The sequence below is a fragment of the Aneurinibacillus uraniidurans genome (assembly GCF_028471905.1).
GTDB lineage: Bacteria > Bacillota > Bacilli > Aneurinibacillales > Aneurinibacillaceae > Aneurinibacillus > Aneurinibacillus uraniidurans.
Genome location: NZ_CP116902.1, coordinates 1,839,958 through 1,852,856 on the forward strand (window position 1 = coordinate 1,839,958; position 12,899 = coordinate 1,852,856).

The following is a 12,899-nucleotide window of genomic DNA, read 5'->3' on the forward strand; positions in this document are numbered from 1 at the left end:
CATAGAAACTGTTTCTATGCTTATTTTTTTATGGAGAAAAGGAGAGACATATATATGAATTATGGAGAATCGACGCTTTCAACCCCTGCCAGGTCACGCAGGCTATGGATGGCGATTATACTTGGGGCGTTATCAGCATTTGGTCCGCTGTCCCTTGATATGTATTTACCGGCCTTACCTGTATTGGCTGAAGATTTGCACACCAGTGCCTCGCTTACGCAGCTTAGTCTGACATTTTGTTTGCTCGGTCTGGCACTTGGGCAGCTGCTTGCAGGCCCCATCAGCGATGTACGCGGGCGGCGTGGGCCGCTGCTGATCGGGGTGATGGTCTATGCCGTTTCGTCGTTGTTGTGCGCCTTTGCCCCTTCCATCTGGGCGCTTATTGCGCTCCGGTTTATTCAGGGATTAGCGGGAGCGGCTGGCATTGTCATATCCCGTGCCATGGTACGGGATATGTACTCAGGAACTGAGCTGACGAAATTCTTTTCCCTGTTGATGCTTGTGAACGGAGCAGCCCCTATTCTTGCGCCGATTGTAGGCGGACAGCTCTTGCGGATGACCTCATGGACAGGTGTATTTATTGTGCTCAGTATAATCGGCATCGCCCTGCTGCTTGCCGTTTACGTGAGTGTACCGGAAACATTGGCCGTTTCACATCGCTCGAGGGGTGGGCTGATGAATACGCTATCTACCTTCCGGAATCTGCTGCGTGACCGTATGTTTATGGGCTACGCATTATCACAGGGGCTTGTCGTCGCTGCGATGTTTGCCTATATATCCGGCTCACCGTTTGTTTTGCAAAACATTTATGGTGCCTCCCCGCAGCTATTCAGCCTGTTTTTTGCGATCAATGGTCTTGGGATTATTATCGCTACGCAAATTACCGGAAAGCTTGCAGGCCGTATAAGCGAAACGAAGCTGTTTGTTAGCGGGCTCTGGCTCGCCTGCCTTGGGGGCACGATTCTGCTAAGTATGATTCTCATTGGAGCAGGGCTGCTCGCGATTTTGCTGCCGTTGTTTGTCGTTGTCTCAAGCGTCGGGATTGTAACGACAGTCGGCTTTTCATTGGCTATGCAAAATCAACAGCAGGCAGCAGGCAGCGCCTCGGCATTACTCGGTGTTCTTTCCTTTATCTTCGGTGGGCTGGTCGCTCCACTTGTCGGGATCGGTGGAAGTCACACCGCGATTCCAATGGGGATGGTCATTGCCATCACTGATATCGGTGCAATTGTATGTTATGCGATTCTTATTTGGCGAAGGTAAATACGAACCGTTTCTACGTGTATGTAGGAACGGTTTTTTTATATATGGGTGTAAATCACTGTATTGGTTCATACTAACAGCATATATGAATGGATAAATGGAGCGGAATGGCAGGTGAGATACCGGTGTTGACAGAGGATTTGCAGACGAATACGCAAACCTTACAAAATATGCTGGGCAAAAACCCGGACGTTGTGCTGCGTCGGCTGATCATTCATGATGCAGCCAAAGAAGCGGCGATGATCTACATTGAAGGATTAGTGGATAAGCGAGAAATCCATGAACAAATTCTCATGCCTCTGATGAAACCAGGTACGGAAAACACGGAAGGAAACATGGAGAATAAGCAGGTCAAACAGTGGCTCATAACCGAGGCCATTCCGGTATCGACCGTTCAGCCTGTACAGCGGGTAGAAGAGTGTATGCAGGCGATTTTTGTCGGGAATACGGTTTTACTTGTTCAGGGAATTGCAGAAGCCTTTGTGATAGGAACAAGCAACTGGGAAACCAGGCCGAGTGAAGAGCCGATAACAGAAGCGTTAATACGTGGTCCGAGAGAAGGGTTCGTAGAGTCTATTCATAAAAATACGGCCATTATTCGTCGGAAAATTAAAGACCAGAATCTTGTTTTTCTCCCTTATAAAGTGGGACGGCGTTCGCAAAAAGATCTGTATGTTGTCTACATAAAGGAAATTGCGAATCAAGCATTAGTAGACGATGTGAAAAGTCGAGTCGAACGCATTGATATCGATGCGGTGGAGGAATCAGGGTATGTAGAACAATTAATTGAAGAGAATTATTTATCCCCTTTCCCCCAAACACAAAATACGGAGCGGCCGGATCGAGTTGTACAGGCTTTGCTGGAGGGGCGTGTTGCCATTTTGCTGGATGGAACACCGTTCGTTCTGCTGGCCCCTGTCACCTTCCCGATGCTGATGAGTTCACCGGAAGATTATTATGAACGGTGGATTCCCGGCTCGCTCATTCGTCTGTTACGTTATATAGCTGTTTTTATTTCTTTATTTCTGCCTGCTCTGTATATTTCCTTTATCTCATACAATCACGGAATGATTCCAACGAAGCTGGCGATTTCGATTTCGGCATCGAGAGAGGGTGTTCCGTTCCCTTCGATTGTGGAAGCGTTCATCATGGAAGTGACCGTAGAGATCCTGCGCGAAGCAGGGATTCGTCTTCCTAAAACGATAGGTCAGGCGGTTGGAATTGTAGGGGCGCTCGTTATCGGACAAGCGGCGGTAGAAGCTGGAATTGTCAGCCCGATCACGGTCATCGTTGTATCCTTAACGGCCATTTCCTCCTTTTCGTTTCCACAGTATGGTGCGGCGATTGCCATTCGAATCATGCGATTTAGCATGATGATAGCCGCTTCATTTTTAGGGTTGTTTGGGGTGATTTTGATGTCGATCTTTCTCATCGCACATCTTGTAAAACTAAAAAGCTTTGGTGTTTCATATCTGGCGCCGTTTGCCCCTATCTATCTTCGTGATTGGAAAGACGGACTGTTACGGCTACCGTTTTTCACATTACGAAAACGCACCCGGATTACAAAACCAAAAGATTCAACCAGACGGTAGAGGTAGGAGATATGTATGAACCCGAGAGAACAAATTACGTCAAAACAGGTAACGCTGAGCATCTTTCAGTATTTAGTTGGTTCCGGGATTCTGTCCCTTCCCCGGGCTGCAACGGAAGCGACTCGTAATCATGATGCCTGGATCAGTGTACTTGTTGCGGGGATTTTGATAATGGGAATTGTGTATGTTGTAACGAAAGTGAGCATGATGTTCCCGGAACGAACGTTCTTTCAGTACAGCCAGGAGATATTCGGAAAGTGGATCGGCAGACTGTTGAGTCTGGTGTTGTCAGGCTATTTTTTAGTTCAGGCCGCATACCAGTCACGAATTATGGCAGAGGTAATTCATATGCATTTGCTGACCAGGACACCCAAGATTGTGCTTATGATTTTATTTATGGCGGTTGGCACGTATCTCGTAGTCGGGGGAGTCAATGCTCTTGCCCGTTTTTGTGAGTTTGTATCTCCGATTACACTTTTGCTTGTTTTGGTCATACTTCTGCTTGCTTTAAGTAACGTCGAGATCGACAATTTACGTCCTGTGCTAGTCGATGGAGTGATGCCAGTTGTCAAAGGGATAATGTCTGTAGCTTTGCCATATACAGGTGCAGAAAGCGTGTTCATTTTATATGCATTTATGAAGAAATCGGATCATGCGGTTCGATCGACGGTATCAGGGATTGGGATTGCAACCGTGATGTATACACTAGTTACCATGGTTACCATAAGTACACTTACGGCGGCAGAAACGCAGACACTGCTTCTTCCTGTAATGGATATGGCAAAAGAGATTTCATTTCCGGGCGGTTTTTTCGAGAGATTTGAACTGTTTCTGCTCGTATTCTGGGTTTTGTTTATGTACACCACGTACACATATAGTCAATATTTTGCCAGCCTTGGGTTGAGTCAATTGTTCAATAAGAAGCTTACGCCGTTTGTTTATGCAGTGCTTCCCTTGATTTATGGAATAGCCGTGTACCCACCAGATATAAATGCAGCATATGAGATGGGGCGGGGAATGGCTTTGTTCGGCATAGGACTTGCTATACTATTGCCACTCCTTGTATGGATATGTGCAAAAATAAGGAAGGTAAAATATGCGCCACAGACATGAAAAACGTTGGGCTTTTCTTTTTGTATGGGTACTCGTGATTACAGGGTGCTGGGATCGGACTGAAATTGAAGACATCGGAATTGTAACCGGAATTGCCATTGACCAGCCGGAGAAAAAGGATAAACAGGGGAAGGACAGTAAAAAATTTGATCTTACCCATAACATTGTCATTCCGCAGGCGTCCGCAGGAAAATCCGCCGGTTCGAAAAAGGCGTATGCAAACGTTACAACGAAAACAGAAAGTGTATTCGAGGGCATCAGGCACGTATCTACCATTACAGGGAATTCTCCATCGTATGAATACTTGAAGGTGCTGGCAATTAGTGAGGAAATAGCTCGTACCTATAACTTGCAGGAACTGTTGAATTTCTTTTTGCGCAATACAGAAGCGCGCCGGACGGTTAAGGTAGTCATTGTACAAGGAAAAGCAAAAAATGTATTAAACAAGCGCCCCATTATTGAAAATAATCCTGCCGTGAATTTATCCGATATTGTGGAAAATAGTAAAAAAGTGATACAGATTACACCTGAAGTAACTCTGGGAGACGTTTCTAAGCAATTAACAAGCAAGAGAAACCTGGTCATTCCAAGAGTAATGGTCGTAAAAGACAAAGCACAAATGAGCGGCGCTGCTGTTATAAAGGGAAAAAATGCCAAAATGATCGGGACATTGACCCCGGAAGAGGTAGGGGGATTAAATTTGTTGCGAGGAGAAGTGAAAAATGGAGTCGTTAAGGGCAAAATGGCAAAGGGGAAGTTCATTGTATTTGAAGTCGATCGTATTCAACATCAAATAAAATCAGAAGTAAAGAAAGAAAAGGTTGGCTTTACGTTACAGATTAACGTAAAGGGAAAGCTGCGTGAAGATAATGTGATGGCAGAGGATGACTTTGACGAAAAGTTTTTGCACGAGGCAGAACGAGTCATACAGAATCAACTAGAAAAGCTGACGCAACGAACATTACGTAAAACTCAGAAGGAATTAAAAGTGGATGTAATCGGATGTGGAAAAAAGCTTGGGATCCAGGACCATCAAGTATGGAAAGAATATGAGCAAAACTGGGACGAAGCATTCAGCCGTATGCCTGTAAAAGTCAACATTCAAGTAACCATTACCGAATTCGGCACAAAAGGCAGAGAACGAATCAAAAAGTAAACGGAAAATATATTTCACGTATTATCAGAAAAATGGTATAACTATAAATGAAAAACAATTCGTACATTTGATGTTGAAATCGAATAGCAGAGGAGAATGGTAGCATGAGTAGTCAGTTTACGGTTGAAAAAACACAACATCCAAAAACAAAGCCTGACCAGCAACATTTAGGCTTCGGAAAATATTTTACCGATCATATGTTTTTGCTGAACTATACAGCAGGTAAGGGCTGGCATGATGCTCGCATTGTTCCCTATGCGCCGCTATGTCTTGATCCGGCTGCCATGGTATTTCATTATGGACAGGCTGTATTCGAAGGTCTTAAAGCATATAAAACAGAAGACGGTCGGGTGCTGTTATTTAGACCGGATCAAAATCTGGAGCGTTTAAATATCTCGAATGAGCGGTTGAGCATTCCGCAAATCGATGAAGCGCTTGTACTCGAAGGAATTAAGGAGTTAGTCCGAACAGACGCGGATTGGATTCCAACAGCGGAAGGCACATCTCTTTACATCCGTCCATTTATTATTGCAACGGATGCTGCATTAGGTGTACATCCTTCCCCGCAGTATTTGCTGGCTGTAATTTTATCTCCAGTTGGAGCGTACTATCCGGAAGGGCTTAAGCCGGTCAAAATTAACGTCGAAAGTGAATATGTTCGTGCGGTACGTGGGGGAACAGGTGTGGCTAAAACAGCTGGAAACTATGCGGCAAGTCTGCGTGCGCAGGAAGAAGCAGAAAAACAGGGCTATGCGCAAGTATTATGGCTCGATGGTGTCGAGAAAAAGTATGTCGAAGAAGTCGGCAGTATGAACGTATTCTTCAAAATCAATGGGGAAGTTGTAACACCTGCGTTGAACGGAAGTATTTTGAGCGGGGTTACAAGACGATCTATTATCCAGATTTTACAGGACAAAAACATTCCAATCGTGGAACGAAGAGTTTCGATCGAAGAACTGTATGAGGCATCTATGAATGGAACCCTGGAAGAAGCATTCGGAACGGGGACGGCAGCGGTTATTTCGCCAGTCGGAGAATTAAACTGGGAAGATAAAAAGATCATCATTAACAAAGGTGAGATTGGTCCGGTGTCCCAGGAATTGTATGATACATTAACAGGGATTCAGAACGGAAAAGTAAAGGATACATTCGGCTGGACATTTGAAGTATAAAAAGTAAATAGGTTTGATTGTGACAGGAGTGTATGAGGCGTCAGAGAGACGACTTCATGCACTCTTTTCTTTTTGGTGAACTTCAACACATGTTTCGGAACTAGCCGGATTTTCTCGAAAACTGGAAGGGCAGGTTCAAAATTTTACGGTGTAACGAAACTCTGCCATAAGACGAACGTAAAATTAATCATCCCGTCTGAAATGCCTGTGGTATAATCAGGTGGGAAAACCAATCTATATTTGACATGGGGAGGAGTGGATAGAAGTGCGAAAGTTGGCTTTAACAGTGCTTTTCTTTCTTCTATCAACCGCAACCGCCTTTGCGGATGCCGCACCAGGCGACACAATTGTAACATACGGACAGAACTTGTCGTCAGCGCAAAAACAACAGATCAAAGGACGCTTCAATCCACCGAAGGAAGCGCAAGAAATTACCGTTACGAATGCTGAAGAGCATAAATATCTCGATGGACTATTGCCGAAGAACGTAATTGGCACCCGGGCCATTTCGTCTACGATGATTCAACTGGCAGAACCGGGTCAGGGGATTAAAGTTGAGACGAATAACATTACGGGCATCAGCAAAGCGATGTATGAGAATGCACTGGCAACAGCGGGTGTGAAAGATGCCAATGTAAAAGTCGATGCACCGTTCCCGGTATCAGGTACAGCAGGCTTAACCGGCGTCATGAAGGCGTATGAACAAGTAACGGGTACAAAAATCGACGAAAATCAGAAAAAAGTTGCCAGTGAAGAAATGGTAACGACATCGAAAATTGCCGAGCAGATTGGTGATAAGGAAAAAGCAGCCGAGCTTCTGACGCGTCTGAAAGCAGAGTTAGCCAAACAGACCGGCAAAATGAGCGACGATCAGCTGCGCCAGATGATCAACAATGTGGCACAGCAGATGGGGCTTACACTAAGTGATCAGGAAATTGATTCGCTTGTGAGTATTTTGCGCAAAATCCAGAATTTAAACATCGACTGGAGCAAGACGCTTGACCAGATCTCAAGCTATAAAGGACAAGTGCAGGATTTTCTGAATAGCAATCCGGAAGCGAAGTCGTTTGTTCAGGAGATTTTGCAGTTCCTTAAGCACTTAATTGATAAGATGCTGAGCTGGTTTGCATAATTACAGGTTGACAGGGGAGAAATATCCAAGTAAGATATGTGATAATTAAATGAATAGTACAAAAGAACAACAACTCTTATCGAGAGAGACGGAGGGACATGGCCCGATGAAGTCTCAGCAACCACAGGTTTTCCTGTACGGTGCTAATTCCATCAAAGCTTTGTACATAAGCTTTGGAAGATGAGAGGAGGATATTCGGATACCCGACCCTCTTCTTAGGAAGAGGGTCTTTTTTATAGAAACTGGAGGGGGAAATATGAAAAACATACGCATTGCTTTACTTGGACTTGGAACAGTAGGATCGGGAGTGGTGACGATTTTACAAACGCACGCCGAGCGGCTTCGCAAGCAGACCGGTGTAGCATTTGAGATAGCAAGCATTTTGGTGCGTGATACTGCGCGCCCGCGTAAGGTGGAAGTGGAACGCAGTTTGCTTACAGATAATATCGCTCGCGTTTGGGCGAGTGAGCCGGATGTTGTCGTTGATGCGATGGGGGGCCTTGTGCCAACGCTTAGTTACATGGAAGAGGCAATTGCACGTGGCTGTCATGTCATATCTGCAAATAAAGAACTGCTGGCGATACACGGGGCCTGGCTGCATACGCTGGCACAAGAGCAAGGGGTCGGCTTGTTATACGAAGCAAGTGTAGGTGGAGGGATTCCGATTCTGAATACATTAGCCCAGCTATTGAATGTAAATCGGATTACGCGTGTGGCGGGTATTTTGAACGGTACGACGAATTATATTCTGACGCGTATGGAAGAAGAAGGATTGCCATATGAAGCGGTGCTTGCTGAGGCACAGGAGCTTGGTTTTGCAGAAGCGGACCCGACCGCCGATGTAGAAGGATATGATGCATTTCATAAAATCCGGATTGTAGCTCGTCTCTGTTTTGGTGAAGAGATAGACGAGAAAGCAAGTTTGCGGGATGGGATCACTAGTGTTACAGCGGAAGAGATTGAGTTATTTGGTCATCTGGGCTTACGGGTAAAGCTGCTCGCCACAGCCGAGCGGGTCGGTGCGAGCTTGCGTGTACAGGTAGCACCAACGCTTGTGCCGCATTCGCATGCATTAGCGCAAGTGAAAAATGAATACAACGGTGTGTTTGTTACAGGGGATGTGGTAGGAGATTTATTCTTTACAGGTAAAGGAGCAGGCATGCTGCCGACAGGAAGTGCGATTGTGGAAGATATTGTACATGCGGTGCGCGGTACGACATTTATTCCAGAAACAGCGGCTGTTGCGCTTGCAGCGGAAGAAATCGTAGAAAAAACAGGGGTGGAAGCAGCCTTTTTTACTTTGAAGCCGAAAGATGAGCGGGGGGAATTTAGCCTGCTGTCGTTTTTGTCGGGTGAGGCCGGTGTGCTGCATCGGGTAGAGACGGTGAAACGAAATGGACAGACACATGTAGCAGCGCTTCTTAGCTCGCATGATCGAGCTGTAATTAACGCATTTGCATACCACATAGGGGCAGTCGTTCGCTTTCGGGAACTGCTAGCAGAGCCAGAAGTCGTGCTGAGTCCAGTGACCATTAATTAGAAGCAAATTGGACAAGAAAAATGTAATTTTTCATCATATAATGGATGGAGGTAGGAATCAACAGCGTTTTAATGAGATTAAATAAGGTTCTCTCTCAAATCCTCCTTTTTTCTATATCATAGACGATTGGAGAATAGATCTAACATTTCGTTATAATAATAAAAAGGCAGGAAAAAACGAATGGGAGAGATTTGTATGGCTCAACGTGTAGCCACTGAATACAAGAAGCTTGTTCTCGAACTGAGTGCACTGCAATTACAATTGTTTATCGAAATGTTTGACCGCGCGGAGTTCAGTACGCAAGTTCGCGTCTTCGATAATGGAGAAACGGAAGTTGTGCTACTGGATAAAGGGATGGAGCTTCCGCTGTCGTTTAAGCGGATGGGGCATGATACGTATACATGCGAAGGTCAGTGTAAAATTTACGATGCGAAGCTGGCCAATCAGATGCGAATGGCAGTACGCAAGTTTAAAGGATGCGGGATTGTTCACCGGCTGTATCCGACATATACGATGGTATATGAATATGCGGGCGGCCATGTGATGAAAATTGTGGAACAAAAGGATGGACAGGAAAGGCTTGTTTTTGAATATAAAGATACGCTTGGTGACATGCAGCGTTTATTTGAAGCGTGCGGCGTAGAGGATGCGATTGACTGGACTAAGCTGCACATTGACCAGTTGCTAGATTTGCGTAATCAGCGTATTACGCAGGGGCTTTCAACAAAAGGTGTTGACCGCCAGCTGGCAGAGCTGTCCAAACAGTTGTTTATGATGGAAGCATAGGCGGTTTTTTCCGAGAAAATAGTTGCAAAATAGAGGGAATCGTGGTATCTTCATCTTTGTGATTACATTAGGAACCAGGATTCACTCAAGGAAGTTTCTCCTCGATATATAGTGAATGACGTAGGTCCTAGCGAGAATGTATACAAATATATTTGCTAGGAGGGGGGACCGGAAGATGGAATATTCTACTTTCGGAAGACATGTAGCGATTGATACTTGGGGTGTCGATTTTGAGAAATTAAACAGTGCTGAATTTCTGCAGCGTCATATGGTAGAGGCGGCAGAAGCATGCGGTGCAACAGTGCTGTCCGTTCAGGCTCAGCAGTTTGAACCGCAGGGAGCAACTGTACTGGTTATGTTATCAGAGAGTCACATCTCGATTCATACATACCCGGAGAAAGGGTTTGCTGCACTTGACTGCTATACATGTGGTGAGACAGTTGATCCGGAACTTGCAATTGAGTACATGGTGAACATTCTCCAGCCGGAGAAGATGTATGCTCGTAAGCTCATTCGCGGTATGGGTGAGATGGACGTTGTACAATCTGACGTGATGAAAGTAAAACAAAACGCGTAACTGCGCATAGAAACAAAGTAGGATCATCCACCCTTTTACAAATAAAGGGTGGATTTTTCATTTATTTTTAACGGAATAACCCTTGCTCAACGACTGATACACATATATGATGAGATGGAGATATTACATTAGCTTCATATAAATGGAAAGACACATGCTTGGAGGGTTAGGATGAGTATCCAGATGGAAACAAAATGTAAGGTACCAGAGGATGTATTGGGCTACATTCACGATGGGGATGATGTGATTGTACCGCTTGCCAATGGTGAACCAGTTGTTCTGCTTGACACATTAGAGAAATACGCAGACCGTTTTCAAGGCGTTCGTATTCACCAAATGCATGCGTTAAAAGAGCGAGACTATATTTATGGTAAGTATCGCCCGCATTTGAGTCATGTCGCTTATTTTTTGAGCGGAGCATCGCGCAAGGCGTTTTTAGCAGGTGGATGTGATCTCGTACCGAACCATTTCCACGAAGTACCGCGTTTGCTGCGTGAGACGACGAAAACATCGATCGTGCTCGCTGCCGCTTCTCCGATGGATGAACACGGTTATTTCTCACTTGGTACAGGTGCTGATTATGCTGCTTCTTTCATCGGAAAGGTGCCATTTTTTCTCGAAGTAAATCCAAACATGCCGCGGACATTTGGGGAGAATCAAGTACATATTAGCCAGATTCTTGGTTATATCGAGGTTGACTATCCGTTAGCGGAAGCGCGTGAGCCAGAGATTACCGAGACGGACCGCAAGATCGCTTCTTATGTCGCAGAACGTATTCCGAATGGCGCAACGCTGCAAGCTGGAATTGGCGCGATGCCGAATGCGATTATTAATTTCCTTGGCGATCATAAAGACATGGGCATTCATACTGAACTTCTTACAGACGGTGTTGTCGAGCTTGTACATAAAGGGGTTGTAACAGGCACGAAGAAAAAAACACGTCCTGGAAAAATTGTCGGTACGTTTGCTCTCGGTTCAAAAAAATTGTATGACTTTATGAATAATAATACAGCAGTCGAGATGCTGCCGGTTGAATACGTAAATGACCCACGCATCATCGCCCGTGAAGATAATATGATTTCGATTAACGCAACAACAGAAGTTGATTTTCTCGGTCAATGCGCATCGGAGACGATAGCCGGACGCTATTACAGTTCGAGCGGTGGGCAAGCAGATTTCGCTCGCGGGGCACTGTTCGCAAAAAATGGTCAAGGTTTCATTTGCTTACATTCGACCACAAAGAACGGTGCAATCTCCCGCATTCGCCCGCAATTGACGATCGGATCGGCTGTTACAACATCGAAGAACGATGTCGATCACATCGTAACAGAGTATGGGGTAGCGAGTCTGCGCGGCAAAAGCATTGCGGAGCGAACGAAAGCATTGCTGGCGATTTCGCATCCGAAATTCCGGGAACAGTTGGAGTTCGAAGCGAAGAAATTCGGCTTGCTTTACTAGCGTACAAACGCAGCTGCTCCTTAGAGAGCAGCTGCGTTTTTTATTTTGTGGATATACTAGAAATAAAAAATCGCCCGGCATAGCGCCGGGCGGGAGTTTGAATTAGACAGGTGCTGGGGTAGCGATATGAGCCGTGTAGTAGCCATTGTTGAGCGGGGCGATAATAAGACGAGTCTCATCTGTCGGTAGCATGCGAAGCACGACAGGTAATTCTTCTGCGCCTAGTACAACGTCCGCTTTATCACGAAGACGGTGTATCAATTCATTGTAATGTGTTGTTTGATTTTCAGGAACGCATTCGCAGTGATAAGTATACATTCCGCATTTGCAAAGATAGTTGTTGGTTTCCATGATAGATTGCCCCTTTCCTATGTGTCATAGTTTGTGGCATCTTCTGGTGTTGGTTTCATTATATCATGTTATACGCCAATATGGGCCATTCACATGAAATTTTTGTAATTTAAATTCTGTATGTGTATCATTACACCTATCTGAAAGGAGACTTGTATGAAAAAAGCCTTTTTTCTAGATCGGGATGGGGTCATTAATGACAATCCGCATCCGATTAATCGTGTGGAACAGTTCCGCTTTTTGCCGGGGGCGCTTGAAGCGATTCGCATGATTCATGAGGCCGGATATGAGGTATTTGTTGTGACCAATCAGGGTGGCGTGGGGCTTGGATTTATGAAGCAGGCTGAACTTGATGAAATTCATGTATATATGACAGAACAAATCGAGGCAGCGGGCGGCCGAATTCGAGAAGTCCGTGCCTGCACGCATAAGCCAAAGGCAGGCTGTGTATGCCGCAAGCCAGGTCCTGGCATGATGGTCGAGCTGATCAAACGCTACCATATTGATCCAGGTGCAAGTTATATGGTGGGGGATTTTTACACAGATATTCAGGCAGGAGAGGCGGCTGGCTTACAAACGGTGTACATTGGCAAAGAGAATCTGGAAGGGAAGTCACCGCATCCGGACTATGTGTATTCCTCGCTTCATGAAGCATGCATGGCACTTGTCCAGGTCAGTGGTGAACGTCACTAATTGTGTGTGAATAAGATAAATAAAGGAAAATAATCATAACAATGAGGAGAAAGGGAGGAACGAAAC

The 12,899-nt window shown here is 45.3% G+C and carries 12 protein-coding genes and 1 riboswitch; of the genes, 11 read left to right on the top strand and 1 reads right to left on the bottom strand.

What is annotated here, in order from left to right:
• The first annotated feature begins 54 nt into the window (after nt 1-54).
• From PO771_RS09245 to PO771_RS09290, 10 genes are all read left to right on the top strand, one after another.
• Nucleotides 55-1,263, top strand: coding sequence for a multidrug effflux MFS transporter (locus PO771_RS09245; RefSeq protein WP_272562985.1), 1,209 nt, complete (start codon nt 55-57; stop codon nt 1,261-1,263).
• Nucleotides 1,264-1,388: 125 nt separating this feature from the next.
• On the top strand, nt 1,389-2,855 hold the full coding sequence (locus PO771_RS09250) for a spore germination protein (protein ID WP_272562986.1): 1,467 nt from the start codon (nt 1,389-1,391) through the stop codon (nt 2,853-2,855).
• Nucleotides 2,856-2,870: 15 nt separating this feature from the next.
• Complete coding sequence (locus PO771_RS09255) at nt 2,871-3,968, top strand: GerAB/ArcD/ProY family transporter (RefSeq protein WP_272562987.1); 1,098 nt, start codon at nt 2,871-2,873, stop codon at nt 3,966-3,968.
• The gene (locus PO771_RS09260; RefSeq protein ID WP_272562988.1) at nt 3,952-5,124 is read left to right on the top strand and encodes a Ger(x)C family spore germination protein; all 1,173 of its coding nucleotides are present in this window, start codon (nt 3,952-3,954) and stop codon (nt 5,122-5,124) included. The genes PO771_RS09255 and PO771_RS09260 overlap by 17 nt, the downstream gene beginning before the upstream one ends.
• 104 nt (nt 5,125-5,228) lie before the next feature.
• On the top strand, nt 5,229-6,296 hold the full coding sequence (locus PO771_RS09265) for a branched-chain amino acid aminotransferase (protein ID WP_272562989.1): 1,068 nt from the start codon (nt 5,229-5,231) through the stop codon (nt 6,294-6,296).
• Between the two features lie 265 nt (nt 6,297-6,561).
• Complete coding sequence (locus tag PO771_RS09270; RefSeq protein WP_272562990.1) at nt 6,562-7,428, top strand: DUF1002 domain-containing protein; 867 nt, start codon at nt 6,562-6,564, stop codon at nt 7,426-7,428.
• A 73-nt stretch (nt 7,429-7,501) separates the two neighbouring features.
• Nucleotides 7,502-7,615, top strand: a riboswitch (SAM riboswitch).
• 69 nt (nt 7,616-7,684) lie between these two features.
• Nucleotides 7,685-8,968: a homoserine dehydrogenase gene (locus PO771_RS09275; RefSeq protein WP_272562991.1), complete on the top strand. Its 1,284-nt coding sequence runs from the start codon at nt 7,685-7,687 to the stop codon at nt 8,966-8,968.
• Nucleotides 8,969-9,163: 195 nt separating this feature from the next.
• The gene (locus PO771_RS09280) at nt 9,164-9,754 is read left to right on the top strand and encodes a non-ribosomal peptide synthetase module (protein ID WP_272562992.1); all 591 of its coding nucleotides are present in this window, start codon (nt 9,164-9,166) and stop codon (nt 9,752-9,754) included.
• Nucleotides 9,755-9,929: 175 nt separating this feature from the next.
• Entirely contained in the window at nt 9,930-10,331 is a 402-nt protein-coding gene (gene speD, locus PO771_RS09285) for an adenosylmethionine decarboxylase (protein ID WP_096466099.1), read from the top strand.
• A gap of 171 nt (nt 10,332-10,502) precedes the next feature.
• A complete protein-coding gene (locus PO771_RS09290) occupies nt 10,503-11,789 on the top strand; it encodes an acetyl-CoA hydrolase/transferase family protein (RefSeq protein ID WP_272562993.1) in 1,287 nt (428 codons plus the stop codon).
• A 102-nt stretch (nt 11,790-11,891) separates the two neighbouring features.
• Here the strand turns inward: PO771_RS09290 and PO771_RS09295 are convergent, their stop codons facing one another.
• A complete protein-coding gene (locus tag PO771_RS09295; RefSeq protein WP_272562994.1) occupies nt 11,892-12,140 on the bottom strand; it encodes a hypothetical protein in 249 nt (82 codons plus the stop codon).
• A 156-nt stretch (nt 12,141-12,296) separates the two neighbouring features.
• On the opposite strand from PO771_RS09295, the gene PO771_RS09300 reads away from it, so the two are divergent.
• Complete coding sequence (locus tag PO771_RS09300) at nt 12,297-12,833, top strand: D-glycero-alpha-D-manno-heptose-1,7-bisphosphate 7-phosphatase (protein ID WP_272562995.1); 537 nt, start codon at nt 12,297-12,299, stop codon at nt 12,831-12,833.
• Nucleotides 12,834-12,899: the final 66 nt, after the last annotated feature.